This window comes from Collimonas sp. GW821-FHT02H07, assembly GCF_059421505.1.
This window is the reverse complement of record NZ_JBWKVC010000012.1, coordinates 40,318-65,548: the sequence shown is the minus strand read 5'-3', so window position 1 is coordinate 65,548 and position 25,231 is coordinate 40,318. Positions and strand designations below refer to the sequence as shown.

At 62.9% G+C, this 25,231-nt stretch carries 18 protein-coding genes and 1 tRNA gene; 7 read left to right on the top strand and 12 right to left on the bottom strand.

Going from position 1 to position 25,231, the window contains the following annotated elements:
- Positions 1 to 14 precede the first annotated feature (14 nt).
- Positions 15 to 713, top strand: coding sequence for an acyl-homoserine-lactone synthase (locus AC07V8_RS18320; protein WP_494679765.1), 699 nt, complete (start codon positions 15 to 17; stop codon positions 711 to 713).
- 63 nt (positions 714 to 776) lie between these two features.
- A complete protein-coding gene (locus AC07V8_RS18315) occupies positions 777 to 1,970 on the top strand; it encodes a low temperature requirement protein A (RefSeq protein WP_494679764.1) in 1,194 nt (397 codons plus the stop codon).
- Between the two features lie 19 nt (positions 1,971 to 1,989).
- On the opposite strand, the gene AC07V8_RS18310 is transcribed toward AC07V8_RS18315, so the two are convergent.
- The 4 genes from AC07V8_RS18310 to tauA form a co-directional block, all read right to left on the bottom strand.
- Positions 1,990 to 2,934 carry an AraC family transcriptional regulator gene (locus AC07V8_RS18310; protein WP_494679763.1) on the bottom strand — a complete coding sequence of 315 codons (945 nt, stop codon included), beginning with the start codon at positions 2,932 to 2,934 and terminating at the stop codon, positions 1,990 to 1,992.
- 286 nt (positions 2,935 to 3,220) lie between these two features.
- Positions 3,221 to 4,117 carry a taurine ABC transporter permease TauC gene (tauC, locus tag AC07V8_RS18305; RefSeq protein ID WP_494679762.1) on the bottom strand — a complete coding sequence of 299 codons (897 nt, stop codon included), beginning with the start codon at positions 4,115 to 4,117 and terminating at the stop codon, positions 3,221 to 3,223.
- A gap of 2 nt (positions 4,118 to 4,119) precedes the next feature.
- Positions 4,120 to 4,905 carry a taurine ABC transporter ATP-binding protein gene (locus AC07V8_RS18300; RefSeq protein WP_494679761.1) on the bottom strand — a complete coding sequence of 262 codons (786 nt, stop codon included), beginning with the start codon at positions 4,903 to 4,905 and terminating at the stop codon, positions 4,120 to 4,122.
- 9 nt (positions 4,906 to 4,914) lie between these two features.
- Positions 4,915 to 5,919 carry a taurine ABC transporter substrate-binding protein gene (gene tauA / locus AC07V8_RS18295; protein WP_494679760.1) on the bottom strand — a complete coding sequence of 335 codons (1,005 nt, stop codon included), beginning with the start codon at positions 5,917 to 5,919 and terminating at the stop codon, positions 4,915 to 4,917.
- 322 nt (positions 5,920 to 6,241) lie between these two features.
- On the opposite strand from tauA, the gene AC07V8_RS18290 reads away from it, so the two are divergent.
- From AC07V8_RS18290 to AC07V8_RS18275, 4 genes are all read left to right on the top strand, one after another.
- Positions 6,242 to 6,538 carry a helix-turn-helix domain-containing protein gene (locus AC07V8_RS18290; protein WP_494679759.1) on the top strand — a complete coding sequence of 99 codons (297 nt, stop codon included), beginning with the start codon at positions 6,242 to 6,244 and terminating at the stop codon, positions 6,536 to 6,538.
- Positions 6,535 to 7,839 carry a type II toxin-antitoxin system HipA family toxin gene (locus AC07V8_RS18285; protein WP_494679758.1) on the top strand — a complete coding sequence of 435 codons (1,305 nt, stop codon included), beginning with the start codon at positions 6,535 to 6,537 and terminating at the stop codon, positions 7,837 to 7,839. Before AC07V8_RS18290 ends, AC07V8_RS18285 begins: the two co-directional genes overlap by 4 nt.
- Before the next feature lie 92 nt (positions 7,840 to 7,931).
- Positions 7,932 to 8,819 (top strand): Dyp-type peroxidase, encoded by an 888-nt coding sequence (locus tag AC07V8_RS18280; RefSeq protein ID WP_494679757.1) that lies wholly within the window; start codon positions 7,932 to 7,934, stop codon positions 8,817 to 8,819.
- Positions 8,820 to 8,831: 12 nt separating this feature from the next.
- Positions 8,832 to 10,052 carry a winged helix-turn-helix domain-containing protein gene (locus AC07V8_RS18275; protein ID WP_494679756.1) on the top strand — a complete coding sequence of 407 codons (1,221 nt, stop codon included), beginning with the start codon at positions 8,832 to 8,834 and terminating at the stop codon, positions 10,050 to 10,052.
- Positions 10,053 to 10,089: 37 nt separating this feature from the next.
- On the opposite strand, the gene AC07V8_RS18270 is transcribed toward AC07V8_RS18275, so the two are convergent.
- Positions 10,090 to 12,873, bottom strand: a complete 2,784-nt coding sequence (locus tag AC07V8_RS18270; protein WP_494679755.1) for an EAL domain-containing protein — start codon at positions 12,871 to 12,873, stop codon at positions 10,090 to 10,092.
- Positions 12,874 to 13,216: 343 nt separating this feature from the next.
- On the opposite strand from AC07V8_RS18270, the gene AC07V8_RS18265 reads away from it, so the two are divergent.
- A complete protein-coding gene (locus AC07V8_RS18265) occupies positions 13,217 to 17,257 on the top strand; it encodes a Pls/PosA family non-ribosomal peptide synthetase (protein ID WP_494679754.1) in 4,041 nt (1,346 codons plus the stop codon).
- Between the two features lie 134 nt (positions 17,258 to 17,391).
- Here the strand turns inward: AC07V8_RS18265 and AC07V8_RS18260 are convergent.
- The 7 genes from AC07V8_RS18260 to AC07V8_RS18230 form a co-directional block, all read right to left on the bottom strand.
- Positions 17,392 to 17,476 (bottom strand) — tRNA-Leu (locus AC07V8_RS18260).
- A 168-nt stretch (positions 17,477 to 17,644) separates the two neighbouring features.
- Positions 17,645 to 18,439: a 5-deoxy-glucuronate isomerase gene (iolB, locus tag AC07V8_RS18255; protein WP_494679753.1), complete on the bottom strand. Its 795-nt coding sequence runs from the start codon at positions 18,437 to 18,439 to the stop codon at positions 17,645 to 17,647.
- On the bottom strand, positions 18,436 to 19,362 hold the full coding sequence (gene iolE, locus AC07V8_RS18250) for a myo-inosose-2 dehydratase (protein ID WP_494679752.1): 927 nt from the start codon (positions 19,360 to 19,362) through the stop codon (positions 18,436 to 18,438). The genes iolB and iolE overlap by 4 nt, the downstream gene beginning before the upstream one ends.
- Before the next feature lie 33 nt (positions 19,363 to 19,395).
- The gene (gene iolD, locus AC07V8_RS18245) at positions 19,396 to 21,267 is read right to left on the bottom strand and encodes a 3D-(3,5/4)-trihydroxycyclohexane-1,2-dione acylhydrolase (decyclizing) (RefSeq protein ID WP_494679751.1); all 1,872 of its coding nucleotides are present in this window, start codon (positions 21,265 to 21,267) and stop codon (positions 19,396 to 19,398) included.
- Positions 21,264 to 23,237 carry a bifunctional 5-dehydro-2-deoxygluconokinase/5-dehydro-2-deoxyphosphogluconate aldolase gene (locus AC07V8_RS18240; RefSeq protein WP_494679750.1) on the bottom strand — a complete coding sequence of 658 codons (1,974 nt, stop codon included), beginning with the start codon at positions 23,235 to 23,237 and terminating at the stop codon, positions 21,264 to 21,266. Before AC07V8_RS18240 ends, iolD begins: the two co-directional genes overlap by 4 nt.
- A gap of 11 nt (positions 23,238 to 23,248) precedes the next feature.
- Positions 23,249 to 24,031: an ATP-binding cassette domain-containing protein gene (locus AC07V8_RS18235; protein ID WP_211441122.1), complete on the bottom strand. Its 783-nt coding sequence runs from the start codon at positions 24,029 to 24,031 to the stop codon at positions 23,249 to 23,251.
- 2 nt (positions 24,032 to 24,033) lie between these two features.
- Positions 24,034 to 25,179, bottom strand: coding sequence for an ABC transporter permease (locus tag AC07V8_RS18230; RefSeq protein ID WP_494679749.1), 1,146 nt, complete (start codon positions 25,177 to 25,179; stop codon positions 24,034 to 24,036).
- Positions 25,180 to 25,231: the final 52 nt, after the last annotated feature.

Genomic DNA, 25,231 nt, shown 5'->3' with positions numbered 1-25,231 from the left:
GAAGGACATCAGCGATGAAAGTCATTTCCGGGGCCGCCGATGAGCTGTCAAATGAATTATTTGCCAAAGTATGCCGTTACCGCCACAAGGTTTTCGTCGAAACCCTGGGCTGGGAGCTGGATACCGAGGAAGGCGTCGAACTGGACCAGTTCGATCATGCTGGCACAATCTACGTGGTGGCGCAGGACGAAGACGGCGAAGTGATCGGCTGCGGCCGCCTGCTGCCGACGTGCCAGCCATATCTGCTGAGCGAAGTGTTCCCGCAGTTGCTGAAAGGCGCCGCGCCGCCGTGCCACCCTGAGATCTGGGAGTTGTCGCGCTTCGCAGCCATGGATTTCAACAAGAAGAGCGACACCGCGCTGGACCAGGTATCGTCATCAATCGCCGTCAAGCTGCTGCAGGCTTCAATTGCCTGCGCTGCCCGCCTCGGCGCCAAGCGCCTGGTGACAGTCTCGCCAATTGGCATGGAACGCTGGCTGCGGCGCGGCGGCTTTATTGCGCAACGGCTGGCGCCGCCGATGAAGGTGGATGGCCAGACTCTGTTCGCCTGCCTGATCGAAGTGCAGAAAAACACGCCCATCCTGGTCGGCGAGCGGCCGTTTTTCAATGGCCAGGCTATCATCCGCAAGCCGGAGCAGCCGCGCTGGCCAACCGCGCATGGTGCACAGTCGGCCTTGTCGAAGGCCCGGCCGGGAACGGTCCACGGCAATTGACAGGTCGTTGAAGCATCCTTTATTGTGAGCGGCGTCAGCGCCTCACAATAAAGGGAAACAGCGATGAGTATCTGGGGTAAAGCCAACTTGCTGCGGGCGCGCGACGGCCACGAGGCCAAGGTGCTGTCGGTCGAACTGTTCTTCGACCTGGTCTATGTCTTTGCCGTCACCCAGCTGTCCCATCACCTGCTGGAAAACCTGACGCCGCTGGGAGCCTTGCAAACGCTGGTGCTGTGGTTCGCGGTCTGGCTGGTCTGGCAATATACCTGCTGGGTGACCAACTGGTTCGATCCCGACACCCTGCCGATCCGCCTGATGCTGTTCGCCGTCATGCTGGCCGGCCTGGTGATGTCGGCGGTATTGCCGGATGCATTTGGCGAACGCGGGATGATCTTTGCGGCGTGCTACGCCGCCATGCAGATCGGCCGCACGCTGTTCGTGGTGCTGCACCTGGGGAGCGACCACGCCCTCAGCAAGAATTTCCAGCGCATGCTTGGCTGGCTGTGCATCTCGGGCGCGCTGTGGATCGCCGGCGGCTGGTCCAGCGCCGAATACCGGCTGCTGTTCTGGACGGCGGCGGTGGCCTGCGAATACTTCTCGCCGATGATCGGCCTGTGGCTGCCCGGCATGGGCCGCTCCCAAACGCAAGAGTGGACCATCGAAGGCGGCCACCTGGCCGAGCGCTGCCAGCTGTTCGTGATCGTGGCGCTGGGGGAATCGATCCTGGTGACCGGCGCCACCATCGGCCACATGGCCGGCTGGGAGACGCCGACCCTGATCGCCTTCCTGGTCGCTTTCCTGGGCAGCCTGGCGATGTGGTGGCTCTACTTCGACACCAGCAGCCAGGCCGGCACCGAAGCCATCGTCACGTCCAGCGATCCGGGGCGCATCGGCGCTTATTTTCACTACACCCACGTGATCATCGTCGCCGGCGTGATCATTGCCGCGGTCGGCAACGAACTGGCGATCGCGCATCCGGCCGGCCATATCGACACCAAATCGCTGGCAGTGCTGATCGGCGGCCCCATGACTTACCTGCTCGGCAACGGCATCTACAAGACCGTGGTGTACCGCCGCTTTCCGTTCTCCCACACGATCGGGCTGGCATTGCTGGCGATCCTGATCCCGTTCGCCTACCTCACCGACCAGCTGATGATTGCCGGCCTGACCACCGCGATACTGATCGTGGCGGCGATACAAGAAGCCGTTTCACGCCGCAGCGGCGTCAGGCGGCACGCAGCCGGGCACGCCGAATAAGACGATTGCCCAGTCGGCCCTAGGCTGCGCTGATCCCGGCCTGGCCGGCGCTGCGCAAGCGGGCGGCGTCGCGCGCGGGCGGTGCGCCGAACATGCGGTTGTACTCGCGGCTGAACTGCGAGGGACTTTCGTAGCCGACCAGATGGCCCGCAGTGGCGGCGTCGCCGACCTCGGTGAACAACAGCCGGCGCGCCTCCTGCAGCCGCAGCTGCTTCTGGAATTGCAGCGGCGTCATGGCGGTCACCGCCTTGAAATGCTGATGCAGCGAGGAAGAACTCATATTGGCTTCGCGCGCCAGGCTTTCAATGCGCAGCGGCAGCCGGTAGTCGCGCTTGATCAGTTCGATGGCCTTGACCACGTGCTGGGCCTGGCTGTCGGACATGGCGATCTGCTGCAGCATGCTGCCCTGTTCTTCCTGCAGCAAGCGATACAGGATTTCGCGCATCGCCAGCGGCGCCAGCACCGGGATATCCTGCGGCGCAGCCAGCAATCGCATCAGGCGCAACACCGCATCCAGCAAGCTGGTCGTGGCTTTGCTGACAAACATGCCGCGCGCCGGCGCATCGCCCTTCTTTGCCCGCAGTTCGGTGGCCATCATCAGGTCGCCGATTTCTTTCGGGTCAAGATCCAGCCGCAGGCACAGATACGGCAGTTCCGGCGAGGCTTGCGTGACCTGCCCCGTGACCGGCAAATCGACCGACACCACCAGGTAGCTCGCGGAGTTATAGACATACACTTCATCGGCCAGTATCGCCCGCTTCTGGCCCTGGGCGATGATGCACAAGGCCGGCTTGTGCAAGGCGTGCACCGGCACCGACGGCTGCGACATGCGCACCACGTTGAGCGGCGCGATCGCCGTCTGGTGCACGCCGTCGGTGGCGGCGTATTGCGCAATCAGGCGCGCCAGCTCGATCTGCTGCAGCGACACCGCGCGTTCTGCCGAGATTGCTTCCGGATTTGTCATTTTCTGTCTCATTTCCTGCCATTTGCAGGGTTAGGGCCTGTTAACATTTGATTTGGGAGTGCGAACGCGCGGCAGGCGTTACAGGCCTAGCCCGAGTCTACTATTTTTCGATCTGCGGCGCCGCTGCCCCCCCTTACATTTGGAGGATCGTGCAAGAAGTTGCGGGGATCCGGCTATCAGCGCCCGGCCGCCGCGCCCTACAGTGCAGGCATGCCCGGCGCCTCCCGCCCCGGGATCACAAGGAGAAATACAGGTCTGGAACAGGGAAACCGCAGGCGGCCTGCGCCTATGCCCGCCCCTCCCACGGCACGTATTTGCGCTGCAGCCAGCGCAGGGCATATTCAAAGGCTGAAGCGATCAAGGCAATCACCAGGATGCCCATGATGACGACGTCGGTCACCAGGAACTGCGCCGCCGATTGGATCATGAAGCCGAGGCCGCGGGTGGCGGCGATCAGCTCTGCCGCCACCAGGGTCGACCAGCCCACGCCCAGGCCGATGCGGATGCCGGTCAGGATATCGGGCAAGGCCGACGGCAGGATCACGAAGCGCACCAGCTGCCAGCGCGTGGCGCCGAGCGTCTGCGCCGCCCGCAAGCGGTTCTGCTCGACCCGGCGCACGCCGTGCAAGGTGGCGATCGCCAGCGGCGCAAAGATCGCCAGGTAGATCAGCAGCACTTTCGACAGCTCGCCGATGCCGAACCAGATCACGATCAGCGGCAGGTAAGCGAGCGGCGGAATCGGCCGGTAGAACTCTATCAAGGGATCGAACACCGCCCTGGCGCGCCGGCTCAGTCCGATCAGGATGCCGACCGGAACCGCACTGACAATCGCCAGCAGCAGCGCCGCAAACACGCGGGTGACGCTGGTTGCAGCATGCTGCCACAAGGTGGCATCGACAAAGCCTTGGAGCGCCACCGCCTTGAATTTTTGCAGCACCGCCAGCGGCGACGGCAAGAACAGCGGCGGCACCAGCGCCAGCGCGCTCGCCAGCCACCACAGGCCAAGCAAACCCAGCACGGTCAGCAGCGTGATGCTGCCATCGGAAATGACAAACCCGTTGCTGGGCCTGTCTGCGGCTGGAGGGTGGCTGTCTCGCCAGGCGGCCGGATACGGCGCCAGCATCTGCGCCACCGGATCATGCGGCAGCTCAAGCGGCGCCAGGGTAACGGATAACTCGCTCATGACTATGCCTCCTCCAGTACGCCATCCGCTTGCGGATGCAAAAGCTGCTCCAGGATTTCCTCGCGCAAGCTGACAAAGCGCGGATCGGACTTGATGCTGCGGGCTGCTTCGCCGGCAGCAAAACGCTCACCGAAATGCAACCGGCGCACGCTCTCGACCCGTCCCGGCCGCGCCCGCAGCAGCACCAGGTCGGTCGCCAGGAACAGGGCTTCCTCGACGCTATGGGTAATCATGAAAATGCCTTTGCCGGTGGTTTTCCATACCTGCAGCAAATGCTCTTGCATCTGTTCCCGGGTCAGGGCGTCCAGCGCCCCCAGCGGCTCATCCAGCAGCAGGAAGCGCGGATCGACCGCCAGGGCGCGCGCCAGGCTGACGCGCTGACGCATGCCGCCCGAGAGTTCCCAGATGGCGGCATCGGCATAATCCTGCAAACCGGTGAGCGCCAGGTATTCGCGCGCCTTGGCCTGGCGTTGCTGCGGCGACTGCCCGGCCAGGCGCAGGCCGAAGGCGACGTTTTCCTGCACGCTCTGCCATGGCAGCAAGGTGTCGCTCTGGAACACCACGCCGCGTTCGGCGCCTGGGCCGCTGACCGGCTGGCCGTCGATGCTGACGCTGCCCGCAGTCGGCGGCAGAAAACCGGCGATCAGGTTGAGTAGAGTGGTCTTGCCGCAGCCGGAGGCGCCGATCACCACGGTAAAGCGGCCATCGTGCACATCCAGCGAAAGGTCGCGCAAGACCGGCTGCGGCGCCGAGGGGTAGCTCACGCCGGCTGCTTGCAAACGGATCATGTCAGCTCCCTATTGCGCCGCGGCCTGCCTGGCGAATGCCGGATTCACGTACGGCTGGTAGTCAGACAGCACGCGCTCGACCTTTTTCTGCTCTTGCAGGAAACCGGATGTGGCCGCCAGCGCCTGCACGGTGGGACCGCTGAGCAGCTGCTGCTGTTCGCTCAGTGTCGGAAAACCGCTGCCGGCCAGCAGTTCCGCGATATCGGTCTGCTTGGCGGCCGTCAGGCGGGCAATTTTCTCGAACTGCGCTGAACCGGCTTTCCATTCCGCGCCGTGGGCGCGATAGTCGGCGTAGGCCTGGCCGGTGACTTTCACGAAAGCGGTAACGAAATCAGGATGCTTCTGCGCGAAATCCTTGCGCACGATCCAGGCGTCGAAGGTCGGTGCGCCCCACTTGGCGACTTCGGCCGAGTTGGTCAGCACTTTGCCGCTTTCCTTGACCTTGCCGAGCGCCGGATCCCAGACATAGGCTGCATCGATATCGCCCCGCTGCCATGCCGCTGTGATTTCCTGCGGCCGCAAGTTCAGGATTTGCACCTTGGAAGCCGGAATGCCCCAATGCTTGAGCGCGGCCAGCAGGCTGTAATGCGTGGTCGAGACGAAAGGCACGGCGATCTTTTTGCCGATCAAGTCTTGCGCACTGGCGATGCCGCTGCCATTGCGCACCACCAGGGCCTCCGCCTGGCCGATCTGCGCTGCGACCAGGATGGTTTCTATCGGCAGTTCGCGCGTCGCCGCGGCTGCCAAGGGGCTGCTGCCGACATAGCCAACCTGGATATCGCCGGATGCCACAGCGGTTATCACATCCGCGCCGCTGTCGAATTTTTTCCAGTTGATTTTCCAGCCGCTGGCTTTTTCATAGGCGCCGTCGGCCTGTGCAATTTTGGCGGGCTCTACCACCGTTTGATAGGCGATGTTGACTTCCTGGCCTGCCCCCGATGCCGAACCGGCAGCGGCGACAATGACGGTAGCTGCGGCCAGAACCGGCAAGCGTTTCAGAATTTTGGTAAGCATGCTTTTCCTCGATGATTGAATGATCGGGCGCTTACAGTACTGTCAGGACAGCCAGGACTGTTACCGCTCTGTTATCCACGTTAATCGATTCAAGCGATTTGCAAAACGAAGGTTTTCGGAGATGCTTAGTTGCTTTCTGCGGGGCAGCATCATGTCGGCCGGCTAGCGATACCACACAAAAATAGCGCATGTTTTCCGCCCGCGGCGGCCAATAAATAGATATTTAACTATCCTTTTTATAGATAAAGATATTAATCTATCCTTTTCAAAGGGGAGATACTATACTATCCTTAACTAATCAATAGATAGTTTATTATCCACCATGAAAACCTTGAGCGAGCTTTCTTCCATCCTCCGCCATGCCAAGGACAGGCTGGCGCTGCCTGTCATCGCCATGAGCCGCGACAGCGGACTGACCGCCGTCACGATACGCGGCGTGCTTGCGGGCAAGAGCGATCCCCGCCTCAGCACCTTGATGACGATTGCCGACCAGTTAGGGCTGGAACTGATGCTGCTGCCGAAAACCATGGCATCTTCGATTGCCGCGCAAGCTCCCGCTGAAGACGAGGTGCAAAGCCTGGTCGCTGCGGCGCTGGCGCGGCCAGGGAGCCGTCCATGAACCTGAGCGCGCTGGATATTTTCATTGGCGAGCGCCAGGCCGGCATCCTGTTCCAGTACGGCGAGATGCTGCGCTTCCAGGTCGATCCTGCCTATGCGCAAGACCCGCAGCGCCCTCCGCTGTCGCTCTCGATGCGCGCCGCCACGCCGCAACAGGACATGGCGCTGCTGCTCAATCCGCTGGCGGCAATCTTCAACTCGCCAGGCAAGATGCGGCTGCCGGCCTTCTTCCAGAACCTGTTGCCGGAAGGCGTGCTGCGCAAGCAGATCGCCATGGAGCGCCAGTGCGCGGAGGACGATCACTTCGAGCTGCTGGCCGCCTGCGGGCGCGACTTGCCGGGCGCGGTGCGCGCCATTCCGACCAGGCTGACGCGGGCCATGATGACGCGCCTGGTCACACAGGACAAGGAAGCGATCGAAGAAAGCGTGATGGCAGCGCCGCTGGTCGACGGCGTCTCGATTTCCGGCATGCAGCCGAAACTGGCCCTGATCCTGGAAGGCGGCCGCTATGTCAGCCGCACCCGCCACAAAGACGCCCACATCATCGGCAAACTGCCGACCGCCCAATACGATCACTTGCCGGAAGTCGAACACCTGTCGCTGCAACTGGCGCGCGCCGCCGGCGTGACAGTATGCGAGGCCAGCCTGCAGCCGCTGGCAGCGATCATGGCTGAACACCCCTATGCAGCGGAACAAAGCCAACAGTTCCTCGCGGTGCAGCGCTTCGACCGCGACCAGCCGGGGCGGCTGCACGTAGAGGATTTTTGCCAGATCCTCGGGGTCGATCCGGACAAGAAATATACCGGCGCCACCTATGCCGACATGGCGCTGGTGATGCAGGCCGTGCCCGACCTGGGTATAGCGGCCTGCCATGAGCTGCTGCGGCGCATTACGGTCAATGAACTGATCGGCAACTATGACGCGCACCTGAAAAATTTCGGCATCCGCTACCTGGCCGACGGCAGCATCGAATTCTCGCCCGCTTACGATGTCGTGGCGTATAGCGTGTACCTGAACGGCAGCGGCCATGCGCTCAAGTTTGCCGAGGGCCAGGCCAAGCGCTCCTTCCTGTCGCCGCAAACCCTGCGCGCCTTCGCCAACCGCAGCGGCATGCTGGAGCCGCCGTTGCGCCAGGTGATTGCCGATGTCTGCAAAAAGGCCATGCAAGCCTGGCCCGGCCTGATCGCCGCCAGCCAGCTGCTGCCGCATCAAAAGCAGCGCCTGAACGACTATTTCATGGGCCGCGACATTATCGCCAGCCTGCGCAAGCGACAGGCAAGGCTGGCGGCCAAAGCACAATGAAGGGCAGTTTTTTTTGCCGCCCTGCCCGGAAATAATTGCCGGAATCCGCTAATATCAACTCCCTCCTCCCTTCCATCGCTCAAGGAAAAGCAATGCCCGCAACTGCAGATCTCGCCCAACCCGGCATCCTACAGCCGCTTCCGCCACTCGGCCGTTCGCTCACATTTCGCCTGGCCGGCCCCGATCCGCGGGCCGCGCTGCTGCGCTTGCGCGACGCCTTCGAGGCTGACTGGGGCATCGTCGGGCTGGGTTTGCCGCTGATCCAGGCCTTGGATCAGCATGTCGCAGGCTTGCGGGCCTTCCCCGCGCTTGACGGCGTCGGCTGCAGCGCGCCCTCGACCCAGCAGGCGCTGTGGATCCTGCTGCGCGGCGACGACCGCAGCACGCTGTTCGAACGCAGCGCCCAGCTGGTCGCCCTGCTGGCCGGCGCACTGGTGCTGGACAATAGCCAGGACACCTTCCGCTATCGCGACGGCCGCGACCTAACCGGCTATGAAGACGGCACCGAAAATCCGCAGGACAATGCCGCCGCAGAGGCGGCCTTGGTGGCGGAAGGCGCCGGCCGCCAGGGCGCCAGTTTTGTCGCGGTACAGCGCTGGATCCACGATCTGTCGCGTTTCCGCGGGTTTCCGGCAGCGCAGCGCGACGCCACCATCGGCCGCCGCATCGAAGACAATGAAGAAATCGAGGACGCGCCGGAATCGGCCCATGTCAAGCGCAGCGCGCAGGAGAGTTTTACCCCGGAAGCTTATATGGTGAGGCATTCCATGCCTTGGGATAACGGCATGCAGCAAGGCACCGAATTCATCGCTTTCGGCGAATCCAGCGATCGCTATGAAAGCGTCTTGCGCCGCATGCTCGGCCATGAAGACAATATCGTCGACGCCCTGTTCAGCTTTTCGCAGCCGGTGACCGGCGGCTACTACTGGTGCCCGCCGCGCCAGGGCCAGCGCCTCGACCTGCAAGCGCTGGCGATCTAAGGCCGCGCCGGCATGGACGCCATCCAGCTCTCGCTGCCGGCGGCGCGCGCCCTGCAGCTGGCGGCGCAAGGCTTGCTGAATCCGCCGCGCAGGAAAGCCGTCAAGCAGGACGTGCTGGCCGCCATCCGCCAGATGGGCGTATTGCAGATCGATACCATCCACGTGGTGGCGCGCAGCCCCTACCTGGTGCTGTGGAGCCGCCTCGGCAGCTACCCGCAGAACTGGCTGGAAGAATTGCTGGAAGAGCGCCAGCTGTTCGAATACTGGGCGCATGAAGCCAGCTTCCTGCCGATCGAGGATTACGGCCTGTTCCGGCATCGCATGATCGACCCCGGCTCGATGGGCTGGAAATATTCGGCCAAGTGGATGGACGAGCATCGCGCCACCATTGAAAAACTGCTGCTGCACATCCGCGAGAACGGCCCGGTGCGCTCCGCCGATTTCAAGCGCACCGACGGCAAGGGCGGCGGCTGGTGGGAATGGAAACCGGAAAAACGTTCGCTCGAAGTGCTGTTTACCGCCGGCCGGCTGATGATCGCCAAGCGCCATAATTTTCATCGCATCTACGACCTCGCCGAGCGTATCCTGCCGGACTGGGACGATGCCCGCATGCCATCGAACGCCGACACCCTGCGCACGCTGCAGTTGAAAGCGGTACAGGCGCTGGGCCTGGCCAGAGCCAGCTGGATAGGCGATTATTTTCGCACCGCCAAGAGCCGCCCAGATCCGGATCCGGAAACGCTGGTGGCGGACGGCAGCCTGCTGAAAGCCGCCGTGGAAGGCTGGCAGCAGCCTGTCTACATCCACCCGGCCCATCGCCAGCTGGCCCTGGACGCCGCCGCCGGCTTGCTGAAACCGACCGCCACCAGCCTGCTGTCGCCATTCGATCCGCTGGTATGGGACCGCAAGCGGGCGCTGGAACTGTTCGGTTTCGATTACCGGCTGGAATGCTATACGCCCGAGGCCAAGCGCAGCTACGGTTACTTCACGCTGCCGATCCTGCATCGCGGCGCGCTGGCGGGGCGGCTCGACGCCAAAGCGCACCGCAGCCAGGGCATATTCGAAGTCAAGGCGCTGTACCTGGAAACCGATACGCGGCAAACCCAGCGGCTGGCCAGCGAGCTGGCGGCGACCTTGCAGCGCTTCGCCGCCTGGCACGGCACGCCGCAGGTGGCGATAGGCAAATGCACCCCGCGCACGTTCCGCAGCATGCTGAAAGCTGCGCTGGACTAGCGCCCGTTAGCAGGCCTTACGTTTTCATTGCCAATGGCTAGCCGGCTTTCAACAGATTCCTGTCGGTGTCTATGCCGAAGGCCTGCGGCCGGCCGATGCCGTAGCCCTGGGCAAAATCGACGCCGATCTCAGTGAGCGTGGCGATGATCCGCTCATTGACGGCAAATTCCGCAATGGTCTGCTTGCCCATCAAATGGCCGATCTTGTTGATCGCCTCGACCATCGCATAGTCGGTCGGGCTGTTCAGCATGTCTTTCACAAAGCCGCCGTCGATCTTGATGAAGTCGACCGGCAGGTTTTTCAGGTAAGCGAACGAAGACATGCCGGCGCCGAAATCGTCCAGCGCAAAACGATAGCCGACGCTTCTCAGTTCCTGGATGAAGTGGGCAGCCTTGGCGAAATTGGCGATGGCGCTGGTCTCGGTAATTTCAAAGCAGATGATTTCCGGCGCAATCCCGAATTTCACATGCTGCTCCTGCACGAAATGCAGGAAATTGTTGTCGCCTATGCTGGTGCCGGACAGGTTGATGGCGCAGGTCTGTATATCCAGCCCCTGCCCCTGTTTTGTCATCTTCGCCAGCGTCGCGAAGACGGTGGCGACTACCCAGCGGTCGATGGCCGGCATCAGGTTGTAGCGCTCGGCGGCAGGAATGAAGACCATCGGCAGCACCAGGTTGTCATCCTTGTCCAGCATCCGCAACAGGATCTCGAAATGCACGCCGTCGCTGGATTTCTGGCCCAGGGCCACGATTTCTTGCGAGAACAGGCAGAATCTCTCGTGCGTGAGGGCTTCGTTGATGCGCGTGATCCATTCCATCTCGCCATGCCGTATCGACAGCTCGCTATCGTCCAGGCGGTACTCGTGCACCCGGTTGCGGCCCTTTTCCTTGGCCAGGTAGCAGGCGGCGTCGACCGCGCTCATGATCTGCCCTAGCGTATGCATTTCACCGGCCAGGTTGATCAGGCCGATGCTGACGCCGATGCTGAACGGCTTGTTGGACCAGACAAACTGGAAATCGGCGACGGTCTGCCGCAAGCCTTCGGCAATCCGCAGGGAATGTTCGACCGGGCAGTTCTCCAGCAAGACGCCGAACTCGTCGCCGCCCAGGCGCGCGATGGTGTCGGTATCGCGCAAGCGCTGCTTCAGCAAGACGCTGACCTGGCGGATCAGCTCGTCGCCGGCGGCATGGCCGCAGGTATCGTTGACCACCTTGAACTGGTCCAGGTCGAGGTACAGCACGGCATGCTGGCGCTGCTGGTCGCGCGAGGTGATCATCGCCACCGTCAGGCGGCGCTCGAACTCGCGGCGATTGATGAGGCCGGTCAGTTCGTCATGACTGGCCTGATAAGACAGCTGCGCCGCATATTCGCGGTCCTTGCTGACGTCATGCAGCACCAGCACGGTGCCGATGGTCTCGCCGCTCAGGTTGCGGATCGGTTCGGCCGACAGGTTGACCGCGACTTCGCTGCCGTCGTCGCACACCAGCAGCAGGTTGGAGGCGTTTTCGACCGGCATGCTGTTGTCGAGGATCTGGTGGATCAGGTCCGGCACCCGGTTGCCGGAGGCTTCGCCCACCACGTTCAGGATGTTTTCCAGCGGCAGGCCGCGCGCCGACGCTAAAGTCCACCTGGTGAGTATTTCAGCGGTCGGGTTCAGGTATTCGACCAGGCCGTCGGTGCTGAGCGTGATCACCGCGTCGCCTATCGATTCCAGCGTGACCTGGGCCCGCTCCTTGGCTGCGTACAACTGCTCTTCGGCGCGCTTGCGGGCGGTAATGTCGGTAAACGAACCAGCCATGCGCACCGGCTTGCCGGCGGAATTGCTGGTCGACTGCGCACAGGAACGGACCCAGCGCAATTCGCCGGACTTGGTCACCACGCGAAACTCGATGTCGCACGGCGAATTGTCGTACAGATGCGAAGTCAGCTTGGCGCGCACCGCATCCAGGTCCGAAGGATAGATGCAGTTCAGGAATTGCAGCGGCGTCGGCTCGTCGTCTTCCAGCGTATAGCCCAGCAACTCCTTCAGGCGCGGCGAATAGTAGATGTTGTCAGCCTGGATATCCCAGTCCCACAAGCCGTCGTTGCTGCCCAGCATGGCCAGCTGCAGCCGCTCTTCGCTGACCTTCAGCGCCTCCTTGAACTGGTCGCTCTTGATCAGGATAAAGCGCGAAATCCAGCTGCCGAAAATCATCAGTCCGATGGCGATCGCCAGTGTTGCATACAGCAGCAGGCTCTGCACCCGGCGCGATGATTCGCCCAGGCTGGCGGAAAAGCGCAGTTCCAGCGGCGTCAGGCGGGCGTCGATATCACGGATGCGGGCGATGCTGGCGTTCATCGCCACCGGATCGGGATTGCCGGCCGCGATAGCGGCGTGCAGGCTCTGGGCTTCGAGATTGAGTTGCTTGATCAGGCCGTCGCCGGTCTTCCAGTTGGCCAGCGGTTCGCTCAGCAGGCTGAAATTCTTGAAGTGACGATACAGGCTGACGATGCCGTCGATATCGTCGGGATGATTGCCGCCATCGAGAAAACCCTGGCGCACTACCTGCATGTCCGGCCTGGGCTTGTCCAGTTCATTGCGCGCGCGCTGATCGCCCATCGGCACAGCCAGCGCCTTCAAGACTTTCTGATAGTCGGCGTCGGCCTGGGTCACCGCGTACTGGTTCAGGTGGAATACCGCCTCCTTCTGCGCTTTCGACCAAAGGCTCTCGCCACCGACAAAAGCCCGTACCGAAGACAGGACATTCATGCTGAACGCCAGTAGCCCCACCATCAGGGCGACAATCGCCAGGAAAGGCAGGGTCACCTTGATCCAGCGCATGCCGCTATCCAACGTCAAAAATTTCTTCAATCGCTGCATTGCAAGACCTCGCTGTAACAGTTAAACCGTTAGAAAGCTTGAGCCGAATGAGAGACCATGCAAAAAAAGAAACTACTTGCTTATCTTGGTATGAATACCCCATCATACGGCCAATAGTTTCCGATTAGCAAGTTGATCGTGAGGCAGCATGAAATGCGTCTTATGGCCAACTGTAAACACGGTAAAGCGTCGCTAAAATAAAACGGCTCGCAACAACCTTTGCACCAGCACAAAATTGACTGAACGTTACCTATATGCTCCGTGCTAACATCAATGGTTTGCCATCTTTCATCCAGATTCCTCCATGACCCAGTCTTTGCTCGTCGATAGTGTGGCCGCCAGCAGTTTTTCTACTCACCCCGACATCCTGCACGGGGCCGCACAAGCCGAACTGATACGCAATGAAGTACTGGCCGATTTGCTGGAGGCCACCGCCGCGCGCCTGCCGCACCAGGCTGCCCTGATATTCGGCGAGCGCCAGCTGTCTTATCAAGAACTTAACCAGCGCGCCGACCAGGTTGCATCCGGCCTGATCAGCGCCGGGGTGGTTCCCGGCCAGATCGTCGGACTCTGGCTGCCGCGCGGCATCGATCTGCTGGTCATGCAGGCCGGCATCGCCAAGGCCGGCGCCGCCTGGCTGCCGCTGGACGCCGATACGCCGGTCGAACGCATCGCCGTTTGCCTGGAAGACGCCAATTCGCCGGGCATCGTCAGCTGCGCGCAATTCGCGCCGCGCCTGGCCAATCTTGCATGCAAGGTATGGACCGCGGAGCAGCTGCTGGCGCCATCGGCCACGCCGCTGCTGCGCCGCCAGGGAGTTCAACGCAGCGATCCGGCCTATGTGATCTATACCTCCGGCTCGACCGGCAAGCCGAAGGGCATCGCCATCACCCAGGGCGCCATCTGCCATTTCCTGCGCAGCGAGAATTCGGTGCTGGGCGTGAGCGATCGCGATCGCGTCTATCAGGGATTTTCAGTCGCCTTCGACATGTCGTTCGAAGAAATCTGGATCAGTTATCTGGTGGGCGCAACGCTGTGGATCGCGCCGAAGGAGATCGCTTCCGATCCGGAAGCCTTGCCGCTGGCGCTGGCGGCCAACGGCGTCACCGTGCTGCACGCGGTGCCGACGCTGCTGGCCTTGTTCAACCAGGACGTGCCGAGCTTGCGCATCATCAACCTGGGCGGCGAAATGTGCCCGGAATCGCTGGTCAGCCGCTGGGCCAGGCCGGAGGCAGGCCGTCATATATTCAACACCTACGGCCCGACCGAAGCCACGGTATCGGCCAGCCTGGCGGAATTGCGCGCAGGCGAGCCGGTCACCATCGGCCGGCCTTTGCCCAACTACGGCCTGCTGGTGATCAACCCGGCCGTCGAGCACGGCCTGACCTTGCTGCCGCGCGGCGAAGTCGGCGAGCTGTGCATTACCGGCCCCGGCGTCGCCGAAGGCTATCTCGGCCGCCCGGAGCTGAGCGCCGAGAAATTCCTGGCCAATCCATGGTCCGCCAGCGAGCATGACCGCCGCCTGTACCGTACCGGCGACCTGGCGCGGATCGAAGCCGACGGCCGCGTCCAGTGCCTGGGGCGCACCGACGATCAGGTCAAGATCCGCGGCTTCCGCGTCGAACTGGGTGAAATCGAAGAAGTGCTGGCGCGCCAGCCGGGCGTCGGCACCGTCGCCGTGGTGCTGCGCCAGGAAGACGGCATCGACCAGCTGATCGCATTCATCGTGCCGGAAAGCGGCGCTGACGTGGCGCCTGCCGCCTTGCGCGCGGCCCTCGGCGCGCGCCTGCCGCCCTATATGGTGCCGGGCTTCTTTGAAGCGATGACGGAAATGCCGCGCCTGACCTCCGGCAAGATCGACCGCAAGGCGCTCAAGGCAAGGCCGCTGGCCGCCCCTCTGGCAGCGGGCGGCGACGCCGACGTTCCCGAAACGCCGGCCGAAATCGCCCTGTTCGCAGCATTGAACAAGCTCTTCCCCGGCCAGCCCATCCTGCGCAGCGCCGATTTTTTCAACGATCTTGGCGGCCACTCGCTGTTCGCGGCCAAGCTCGCCTCCGCCCTGCGCGCCGATCCGGCCTTCGCCCATGTGACGGTGCGCGACATCTACATGAACCGCACCATCGGCCGCATCGCCCAGGTACTGGCGGAGCCGCCGCTGGCCGGCATCGGCGTCGACACCAGCTGGGCCGCGCCCTCCGATTTCAAGCGCTGGGTCTGTGGCGCGGCGCAAGCCGCCGCCGTGCCCTGGCTGGTGGCGATGCGCATGATGCAATGGCTGGCGCCATTCTTTACCTATCACTTCTTCACCGGCGATCCGGGCGATTCGATCGCGCGCGCGATTGCGGTGTCGGTGCTGGTGTTCCTGCTGGCGACCTTGTTCGAATTCGGCATTGCGATCGCCGCCAAATGGCTGATCGCCGGCCGCCTGAAACCCGGCCGCTATCCGCTCTGGGGCATGACCTACTACCGCTGGTGGCTGGCGGACCGCCTGATCGAAGCCGCGCCGGCCTACCTGCTGAGCGGCTCGACGCTATACAGCTGGTGGCTGCGCGCACTGGGCGCGAAGATTGGTTCGGAAGTCATCATCGGTTCCATGACCTTGCGCGCCCATGACCTGCTGGTGATCGAGGACGGCGTCAGCGTCGGCAATGCTGTCAATTTTGAAAACGCCCGGGTCGAACACGGCGAGCTGCTGCTCGGCAGCATCACCCTGGAACGGGAAAGCTGCATCGGTTCCTATGTGGTGCTGGAAGGCGATACCCGGGTCGGCGCTTTCGGCCACCTGGAAGGCCAGACCGCCCTGAGCGAAGGCCAGTCGGTACCCGCCAGGCGCATCTGGACCGGCTCGCCGGCGCGCGATGCCGGCGCCTTCGATCCGGACAGCAAACAGCCGCGGCCGCCGGTCACGCGCCTGCGCCAGATGGGCGAGTCGGCCTTCTTCCTGTTCGGCGCCCTGCTGATCACTACCCTGTTCTTCATGCCGGTATTCCCCAGCTTCATCCTGATCGACTGGCTGGACGATACCGAGATGTTCCCCTGGCTGCAAAGCAACAATGTCGCCTTCCAGCTGGCCAAATACTTTGTGCTGGCGTTCCCGGCGACCGCCATCCTGATCGTCTGCACCGCCCTGCTCTCGGCCGGCATCCGCTGGACCCTGCTGCCGCGCATGCGCGCCGGCAGCTGGCCGGTGCGCAGCAATGTGTATTGCAGCAAATGGCTGGTCAACCAGATCCAGGAATCCAGCCTGAGCGTATTGCACGGCGTGTATGCGACCGTGTACGCGCCGCTCTGGTACCGCCTGCTGGGCGCGAAAATCGGCCGCCATGCCGAAATCTCGACCGCGCTCGGCGTGGTGCCTGACATGCTGACGCTGGGCGACGATACGTTCATCGCCGACGCCGTCTTGCTGGGCGACGAACAGATCGACGGCGGCTGGATCACCATGAAGCCCACCGTGATCTCGCGCCGCAGCTTCGTCGGCAACGGCGCCTACGTGCCGGATGGCACCATCCTGCCGGAAAACGTCCTGATCGGGGTGCACTCGCGGGTGCCGGACAACAACCGCATGCAGCCGGGGGACACCTGGCTCGGTTCTCCGCCGATCAATCTGCCGGCGCGCGAGGAAACCAGCGGCTTCCCCGAGCACCTGACTTTCCGGCCGTCGCGCCGGCGGCGCCTGGGACGCGCGCTGGTCGAGGGTTTCCGCATTGTTTCGCCGCATGCCATCGTGATCGCGGTCGGCTATACCGTGGTGCTGAACCTGATGCCGCTGGCCGGCGCCGGCCAGTGGGGCGAAGTCATTTCATTGCTGACCAGCGCCGGGCTGCTGTACGGCATCGGCACGTTCATCTTCATCGCCGCCCTCAAGTGGCTGCTGCTGGGACGCTACAAGAAACGCAGCGTGCCGATGTGGACGCCGTTCGTCTGGCTGTCGGAAGGCGTGACCAATCTGTATGAAGGGATTGCGATTCCCAATTTCATGAACTATCTGCGCGGCACGCCATGGCTGCCGCTGGCGTTCAACCTGCTGGGCTGCCGCATCGGCCGCGGCGTGTACATGAACACCACCGACATTACTGAATTCGATTGCGTCAGCATCGGCGACTACAGCGAGCTCAATGCCCAGGCCTGCCCGCAGACCCACCTGTTCGAAGACCGGGTCATGAAAATCGACCACGTCGACATCGGCAGCCGCGTCTACATGGGCCCGCGCAGCTTTGTACTGTACGGCGCCACCGTGGGCGACAACGCCAAGCTGGGGGCGCTGACCCTGGTCATGAAGGGCGAAGCCATCCCGCCAGGATCCAACTGGCGCGGCTGCCCGGCGGCGCCGGCCCGGATCTGACCCGGCGGTAGAGGCCATGTCCGCCAGCTTCGGCCGGCGGCATCCTGTACCCGGAATCCAGTGCCCGGAAAACAAAAAAACCGCATAAACATGACTGTTTATGCGGTTTCTCTACACTTCTCACACCAGTTACCTGGTGCCCACGGAGGGACTCGAACCCCCACACCTTGCGGCACATGGACCTGAACCATGCGCGTCTACCAATTCCGCCACGTGGGCTTAACTGCGAAGCCCCGTAAGACTTGCTGCAATCGCGAAGACAGAATCATAAGGCAACTTGATAGCTTTGGTCAATCAAAGTTTGCAAATTTATTTGACGACAGCAATAAAATAATTGGGGTCGGAGTCAAATTATGGCAAGCTCTCCCGCCGGCCCCGCTCCGCTCTTCATTTGCTCAACATCCATTCATGCGCCGGGTCGTTTTTGAAATGCCATTCACGCTTGGGGCCGGCCATCACGTTCAGGTAATAGCTGTCGTAGCCGTGCGGCGCCACCACCGGATGGTAACCGCGCGGCACCATGACCACATCGTGATTCTCGACCGCCATCGCTTCGTCCAGCGAACGGTCATCGGTATAGACCCGCTGGAAGGCGAATCCTTGCGACGGATTGAGGCGATGGTAGTAAGTCTCTTCGAGGAAGCTTTCCTGCGGCAGGTTGTCGGTATCGTGCTTGTGCGGCGGATAGCTGGAGGAATGTCCTGCCGGCGTCACCACTTCCACCACCAGCAAATGATCGGCCGCCGCGGTTTGCGGCAGGATATCGCAGACATAGCGCGTGTTGCTGCCGCGTCCACGCACTGAACGCGTCGCCATGGCCGGCTCGATCAGGCGCGCGTCCAGGCCGCTGTGTCCCGGCGCGCTGCAGACAGCGATTTCGGCATCCTTATGGGCCGCGATAGTGACCGCGTGATGGTGCGGCACGTACACCGAATAAGGGGAAACCTGATCGAACACGCTGTCGCGCTCGCCGATCTCCTTCCAGGTGTGGCCGGCTGCCTGCACGCTGACGACGCCACGCAGCACCACGATACAGATTTCGCGCTCGGCGGTGTCAAAACGGATACGCTCTTCCGGCGCCAGCCGGTAGGCAGCGAAGCCGACGAATTTCCAGTTCGCCGATTGCGGCGTGACGCTGACGATTTCCCGCCCTTGCGCTTGCCCCTTGACCAGCAGTCTCATGCGGCCTCCTGCCGCCGTCCGGCGCCGGTTTCGATCTCGCGCACCAGCGCGGCCAGATGGCGATAGCCCATGTCGGCGTATTGATAGCTTGGCGCTACCGCCGGATCCTGCTCTGCCTCCACCACCAGCCAGCCTTGATAATCATGCCGATGCAGCACGCGCAACAGGCCGTCGAAATCGATGGCGCCATCGCCCGGCACCGTGAAGGCGCCGTTGATCACGGCTTGCAAAAAGCTCCAGTTGCCGTTGCGCGCCATCTTCACCACTGCCGGCCGCACATCCTTGCAATGCACATGCGACACGCGATCTATATGTTTTTCCAAGACTGCCAGCGGGTCGCCGCCGGCAAAGGTGATGTGGCCGCTGTCGAACAGCAAGCCGACCTCAGGACCGGTCAGCGCCATCAAACGATCGACGTCGGCAGGCGTCTCGACGTAGGCGCCCATGTGGTGGTGGTAGGACAGGCGCACCCCGTGCGACAGGGTAAAGCGCGCGAACGCCGTCAGCTTGTCGGCATATTGCTGCCACTCCGACTCACTGAGGAAGCGCGGGCGCTTGTACAGCGGGTCCGGCCGCCCCTGGATGGCGTTGGCGACCTCGCCATACACCATCACCTTGGAACCGTTTTCCGCCAGCAGCCGCAGATGCGGCCCGACCGCGGCGATTTCATCTTGCACCGTGCCGGTCGCCAGGCGGCCGGAATACCAGCCTGAAATGCAGTCCAGATTATATTTCCCCAGCACCGCGGCCAATGCCGCCGGCTCCTTGGGAAACTTGTTGCCCAGTTCGAAGCCGCGATAGCCGATCTGCGCGCCCTCGGACAAGGCGGTTTCCAGCGGCGTCTCGCCGCCCAGCGAAGGCAAATCGTCGTTCATCCAGGAAATCGGGTTGATGCCGATCTTTACGTTAAATGGTTTTGTCATCGTCTTCTTTCGCTGATCGCTACACTTTTACTGCTACACTTTTTGCCGCTGCCGGGCCTGCTCGTACTCCGCCCGCGCCGCTTGCACCTGCTGGCGCTGCGACACTTCCGGCACCGCCACTTCCCACCAGCAGCCGCCTTCTTCGGTGGTACGCGTGGGATCGGTATCGATGCACACCAGGTAGGTGCGGTCGGCGGCGCGCGCCCTTTGCATGGCGGCCTCCAGCTGGGCGATGGTCTTGACGTTTTCAGCCAGCGCCCCGAGCGAACGGGCGTGCGCGGCGAAATCGATGGCCGGCGCACCGAGCGGGCCTTGCAGGCAATCTTCCAGCATATTGTTGAACGGCGCGCCGCCGCAGGCTTGCTGCAGCCGGTTGATGCAGCCGTAGCCGCGGTTGTCCAGCACCACGATGATCAGCTTGCGGTCCAGCATGACCGAAGTGGCGATTTCCGAATTCATCATCAGGTAGCTGCCGTCGCCCACCATCACGATCACATCGCGGTCCGGCTGCGCCAGCTTGACGCCGAGGCCGCCGGCGATTTCATAACCCATGCAGGAATAGCCGTACTCGACGTGATAGCCGCCCGGCGTCGAAGTGCGCCACAGCTTGTGCAGTTCGGCCGGCAAGGTGCCGGCAGCGCACACCACGATGTCATGCACGGTAGAGTCGATGCTGGAACGCTGCACCGCGCCGATCACCTCGCCGTCATACGGCAGCGCAGGCGCGCTGACTTCGCGCTGGCTGGTGATCCAGTCGACCGTGCTGCGCCAGTTGTTGGCCTGTTCCAGCGCCAGCGCATGCCAGGCGGTGCTGGCGCGCCAGTCCTGCAAACCTTGCGACAAGGCCGCCAGACCCAGGCGGGCATCCGACAGCATCGGCGTGCCTTGCCACTTGATGGCGTCCACCGCATTGACATTGATGCTGAGCAGTTTCGCCTGGCCGAACAGCGAGTGCGAGCCGGTGGTGAAATCCTGCAGCCGCGTGCCTATTGCGATCACCACATCGGCCTTGCCGGCCAGCAGATTGGCCGCCGGCGAGCCGGTCACGCCAAGCGCGCCCAGCTGCAAGGGATGGCGCCAGGCCAGAGCGCCCTTGCCGGCCTGGGTTTCCGCCACTGGCACCGCATGTTTTTCCGCAAAGCTGCGCAACGCTTCCGTTGCTTCGCCGTACAGCACGCCGCCGCCGGCGACGATCAGCGGCTGGCGGGCGTTCTTCAACAGCGCCAGCGCAGCCTGCAGCTCGTCTGCCGCCGGTGGCTGGGCACGAAACTTGACAGTCTGCGGCGCAAAGAATTCCACCGGATAATCGTAAGCCATGGCCTGGACATCCTGCGGCAGAGCCAATGTCACCGGCCCACACTGGGCGGCATCGGTGAGCACCTGGATCGCGCGCGGCAATGCGCTCAGCAACTGCTCCGGATAATAGATGCGGTCGAAATAGCGCGACAGCGGCTTGAAGGCATCGTTGGCGGAAATGCCGCCATCCTGGAAATTCTCCACCTGCTGCAGCACCGGATCGGGCCGCCGCGAGACAAAGATATCGCCCGGCAGCAGCAGCACCGGCAAACGGTTGACGTGCGCCAGCGCCGCCGCGGTCAGCAGGTTGGTGGCGCCCGGCCCGATCGAGCTGGTGACCGCCATCATGCGGCGCCGCATATTTGCCTTGGCGTAGGCGATGGCGGCGTGCGCCATCGCTTGTTCGTTATGCGCCCGGTAGGTCGGCAACTGTTCCCGATACCGATACAAGGCTTCGCCCAGACCCGCCACATTGCCATGGCCGAAAATCGAGAAGACGCCGCCGAACAGCGCCGCTTCGCCATCGGCGGTATCGACGCGCAGGGCCGCCAGGTAACGCACCAGCGCTTGCGCCATGGTCAGGCGGATGGTTTTGCCGGAAGTACTCATGCCGCCCGCTCCTGTTGATTGTCGTTGCCGCCTTTGCCGCGGCTGTCGCGCCAGACGCCGATCAGCCGCTCGAATGTGGTCCGCACCTGCTGAATCAGGGTGGCGTCATCGATCTGTCCCTGCAGCCAGAGTTTAGACGGCTCATGGAAAATCGTCCGGCCGACCATGAAGCCGCGGCAAGTCTTGCTGTGGCGCGACGCGCGGAAACCGGCAGCCAGTTCCTCGACCGGCGCCGCCAGCCCCAGCAGCACCACGCCGCGGCAATACGGATCGCGCTCGGCGATCAGGCCGTCGATCGCATCCCATTGCCCTTCCGACATCGATTCCAGCTTCCACCACTCCGGATAAATGCCCAGGTTATACAAGCGCTTGATGGCGCGCAGCACCGTGTCATCCGCTTTCGGCAAATCCTTGGGCGGGATGATTTCCAGTAACAGTTCATGCCCGCTGACCTGCACCGCGTTGTACAGGGCGCGGATTTGCGCCTCCTGTTCCAGACGCTTTTCAACCGCGTCGTCCGGATGGAACTGCACCAGGCACTTCACCACATGTTCTTTCGGCCAGCTCAGCAGATGCGAACCGATCGACCTGCCGTAATCGAATTCGAGCGGATTGGAAAGCGGCAGCTCGACCGCATGGCCGACCCACCAGCCGCGCCCGCTGGCGGCATTCAAGGCGTCCTGGCCATAACGGTCGTCCGCCAGGATGCCGATTTTCCCCTGCAGGCTCAGCGCTTGTTCGGTAGCGGCCACCGCTTGCACCAATAACTGCTTCAGCTGCGGCAGACGCGCTTCGCTGGCGCCGCCGCCAAATTCGCGCGCCAGCTCGAAGAACTGATTGCGATGATCGAAGGCGAACACGTTGACCTCGCTCCAGGCCTTGCGCGGCACGGTGACCCGGTGCAAGCGCTGCAGATGCGCATCCTGGTCCGGCCGCTGCATGCGCTCGGCGTGTTCCAGGAAATAGGCCAACTCGACCGGCGTCGGCATCGCCGGCGCACAGGCATGGCGCGACACCACCAGCGCGCCGCAAGCGTTGGCATAGCGGCAGCAGCTTTCGTCATCTTCGTTATTCAGCCAGCCTTTCAAAAAGCCGGAGAGGAAAGCATCGCCGGCGCCCAGCACATTCAGCACCTCGACTTGCACGCCTTTGTAATTGAAAGCCTGGTCCAGCGACGCCGGGATCGCGCCATGGATCACAGCGCAGCCAAGCGGCCCGCGCTTGACCACCAGCGTCGCCTGGCTGACCGCCCGCACCGCCCGCAGCGAGGCGATGATGTCCTGGCCGCCGCCGGCGATCATGAACTCCTCTTCGGTACCGACCACCAGGTCGAATTTCGGCAAGATGCCCTGCAAATGGGCGGTGACGCCGTCGTTCGCAATGAAACGGGTTTCGCCGTCGCCCTTTTGCGTCAGCCCCCACAGCACCGGGCGGTAATCGATATCCAGCACCGTGCGGACGTTATGGCGGCGGGCGTAATCCAGGGCCAGGCTGGCGCTGCGATGCACCTGCCCGGTGGAAAAATGGGTGCCGGTAATCAGCAAGGCCTTGCTGGAAGCGATAAACGCCTCGTCGATGTCCTCTTCCGCCAGCGCCATGTCGGCGCAGTTGTCGCGATAGAAAATCAAGGGGAAAGTGTCCTTGTCCTTCAAGCCCAGCATCACCAGCGCCGTCAGCCGTTCCGGATCGACCGTGACATGACTGACATCGCAACCTTCCGCCGCCAGCGCCGCGGTCAGGAACTGCCCGTTGTGCTCATTGCCGACCCGCGCCAGCATCGCCGATTTCAAGCCCAGCCGGGCGCAGCCGAAAGCGATGTTGGCGGACGAGCCGCCCAGGTACTTGGCAAAGCTGGCGACGTCGGCCAGCGGCGCGCCGATCTGCTGCGCATACAGGTCGACCGCCAGGCGGCCGATGCAGATGACGTCGAGCTTGCGGTCTGCGGCAAGTTTGTTGTTGGTATGTTGCATGTGGTATTCCTTTAAACCTGGATGCCTTCTAACTGATTCATCAGCGTCTGCATTTCTGCGCCGCCGGCCATCATGTCCAGCACTTCATCCTTGCTGACATTATCCTTGGTGAAGGTCCCCATCGATTTGCCGCGGTTCAGCAAGGTGAAGGAATCGCCAATCGGATAGGCGTGATGCACATTGTGGGTGATGAAAATCACCGAAATGCCGCGCTCGCGCGCCTTGTGGATCAGCTTCAGCACATTGAAGGACTGCTTGACCCCCAGCGCCGCGGTCGGCTCATCGAGAATCAGCACGCGGGCGCCGAAGTGGATGGCGCGGGCGATCGCCAGGCATTGCTTTTCGCCGCCGGACATGGTGCCGATGGCGTGATGCGGATCGCGCACCATGATGCCCATTTCTGCCAGCTTGGCGCGCGCCGTCTCCGCCGCATAGTTGATGTCCATGACGGTGATGCCGAACACTTTCTTGGTCGGCTCGCGGCCCATGAAGAAATTGCGCGCCACCGACAGCAGGGGCACCAGCGCCAGGTCCTGGTAGACCGTGGCGACGCCGACATCCAGCGCCTCTTTCGGCGAATTGAAGGAAACCGGCTGGCCGTCGACCAGATACTGGCCCTCGGACGGCTTGTGCACGCCCGCCAGGGTCTTGATCAGGGTCGACTTGCCGGCGCCGTTGTCGCCCAGCAGGCAATGCACCTCGCCTTTCCGCAGGCGCAAGGTGACGTTCTGCAAAGCGATCACCGAACCGAAATACTTGCTGACATTTTCCAGCGCCAGAATAGTGTCATCCATGATTACCTCGCTTCCGTCACGCGGCGACGGACATAATTATTGAACAGCACGGCCACCAGCAGCATGACGCCGAGGAAGACGCGGAACCAGTCGGAATTGAGATTGGTGTAGGTAATGCCGATCTGCACCACGCCGAAGATCAGTGCGCCGAAGCAGGCGCCGATCACCGAACCGTAGCCGCCGGTCAGCAAGGCGCCGCCGATGACTGCGGCGATGATGGCTTCGAATTCCTTTTGCAGGCCGCGGTCAGCCGCGGCGGAGCCGACGTCGGCCACCTGCAGCACCGCAAACAGGCAGGCGCAGAAGGCGGTAAAGACGAACAAGGAGGTCTTGACGCGTTTGACCGGCACGCCGACATTCTTGGCGGCATTGGCGTCGCCGCCGACAGCGAAGATCCAGTTGCCGAAACGGGTGCGCGCCAGCACGAAGCTTGCCCCCAGCGCCAGCACCAGCCACCAGACGATCACCTTGGGAATGCCGCCTACCAGCGGCTGGCCATTGGCGGCCGTCGCGATCCAACCTTGCGTGGCCATCCAGTGAAACAGGCCGCTGCCGAGGTTGCCGGTGAACAGCCAGCCGCCCAGCCAGTCCTGCGCCGCCAGGTCGCCGACGCCGCTGACGATGGTGCGGTTGGCAAACATGATCGACAGCGCCAGCGTCAGGCCCCGCAGAATGAACATGAAGGCCAGCGTCACGATGAAAGACGGCAGCCGGGTCTTGACCACCAGGTAGCCGTTCAGCCAGCCCAGCGCCATCGAACCGGCAAAGGCGAACATGACGGCCAGCCAGAACGGCCAGTGGAAATACACGGTGGGAATCGCCACCATCATGCCGGCAAAGCCGATCATCGAGCCGATCGACAGGTCGAACTCGCCGGCGATCATCAGCACGCAGGCGCCGATCGAGATCAGGCCGAGGTAGGCCGCCACCTGCATCCAGTTGACCACGCCGTCGAGGTTGAACATGCCGGAATCGCCGGCGGCAAAACCGAACACGATGAACACCAGGATGGCGCCGGCCAGCGAGGCAAACTCAGGGCGGCCGAGAAAACGCTTCAAAGAGCCTTCCTTGCGGACCCGCTCGTCTTGCGGGGCGATGTTCTGCTGCGCCGGGCTACTGCTGTCGGCGTGCGTACTGCTTGAATTCATGACTCTCTCCTGCTTGTTTTGGGTAGGGTGGGCACGTGTGCCCACGCAGGCA

What these genes read in the sequence shown, in the direction of transcription:
- AC07V8_RS18320 (WP_494679765.1), top strand. Translation starts at nt 15, where the DNA reads ATGAAAGTCATTTCCGGGGCCGCCGATGAGCTGTCAAATGAATTATTT.
- AC07V8_RS18315 (WP_494679764.1), top strand. Translation starts at nt 777, where the DNA reads ATGAGTATCTGGGGTAAAGCCAACTTGCTGCGGGCGCGCGACGGCCAC.
- AC07V8_RS18310 (WP_494679763.1), bottom strand. Translation starts at nt 2,934, where the DNA reads ATGACAAATCCGGAAGCAATCTCGGCAGAACGCGCGGTGTCGCTGCAG.
- tauC (WP_494679762.1), bottom strand. Translation starts at nt 4,117, where the DNA reads ATGAGCGAGTTATCCGTTACCCTGGCGCCGCTTGAGCTGCCGCATGAT.
- AC07V8_RS18300 (WP_494679761.1), bottom strand. Translation starts at nt 4,905, where the DNA reads ATGATCCGTTTGCAAGCAGCCGGCGTGAGCTACCCCTCGGCGCCGCAG.
- tauA (WP_494679760.1), bottom strand. Translation starts at nt 5,919, where the DNA reads ATGCTTACCAAAATTCTGAAACGCTTGCCGGTTCTGGCCGCAGCTACC.
- AC07V8_RS18290 (WP_494679759.1), top strand. Translation starts at nt 6,242, where the DNA reads ATGAAAACCTTGAGCGAGCTTTCTTCCATCCTCCGCCATGCCAAGGAC.
- AC07V8_RS18285 (WP_494679758.1), top strand. Translation starts at nt 6,535, where the DNA reads ATGAACCTGAGCGCGCTGGATATTTTCATTGGCGAGCGCCAGGCCGGC.
- AC07V8_RS18280 (WP_494679757.1), top strand. Translation starts at nt 7,932, where the DNA reads ATGCCCGCAACTGCAGATCTCGCCCAACCCGGCATCCTACAGCCGCTT.
- AC07V8_RS18275 (WP_494679756.1), top strand. Translation starts at nt 8,832, where the DNA reads ATGGACGCCATCCAGCTCTCGCTGCCGGCGGCGCGCGCCCTGCAGCTG.
- AC07V8_RS18270 (WP_494679755.1), bottom strand. Translation starts at nt 12,873, where the DNA reads ATGCGCTGGATCAAGGTGACCCTGCCTTTCCTGGCGATTGTCGCCCTG.
- AC07V8_RS18265 (WP_494679754.1), top strand. Translation starts at nt 13,217, where the DNA reads ATGACCCAGTCTTTGCTCGTCGATAGTGTGGCCGCCAGCAGTTTTTCT.
- iolB (WP_494679753.1), bottom strand. Translation starts at nt 18,439, where the DNA reads ATGAGACTGCTGGTCAAGGGGCAAGCGCAAGGGCGGGAAATCGTCAGC.
- iolE (WP_494679752.1), bottom strand. Translation starts at nt 19,362, where the DNA reads ATGACAAAACCATTTAACGTAAAGATCGGCATCAACCCGATTTCCTGG.
- iolD (WP_494679751.1), bottom strand. Translation starts at nt 21,267, where the DNA reads ATGAGTACTTCCGGCAAAACCATCCGCCTGACCATGGCGCAAGCGCTG.
- AC07V8_RS18240 (WP_494679750.1), bottom strand. Translation starts at nt 23,237, where the DNA reads ATGCAACATACCAACAACAAACTTGCCGCAGACCGCAAGCTCGACGTC.
- AC07V8_RS18235 (WP_211441122.1), bottom strand. Translation starts at nt 24,031, where the DNA reads ATGGATGACACTATTCTGGCGCTGGAAAATGTCAGCAAGTATTTCGGT.
- AC07V8_RS18230 (WP_494679749.1), bottom strand. Translation starts at nt 25,179, where the DNA reads ATGAATTCAAGCAGTACGCACGCCGACAGCAGTAGCCCGGCGCAGCAG.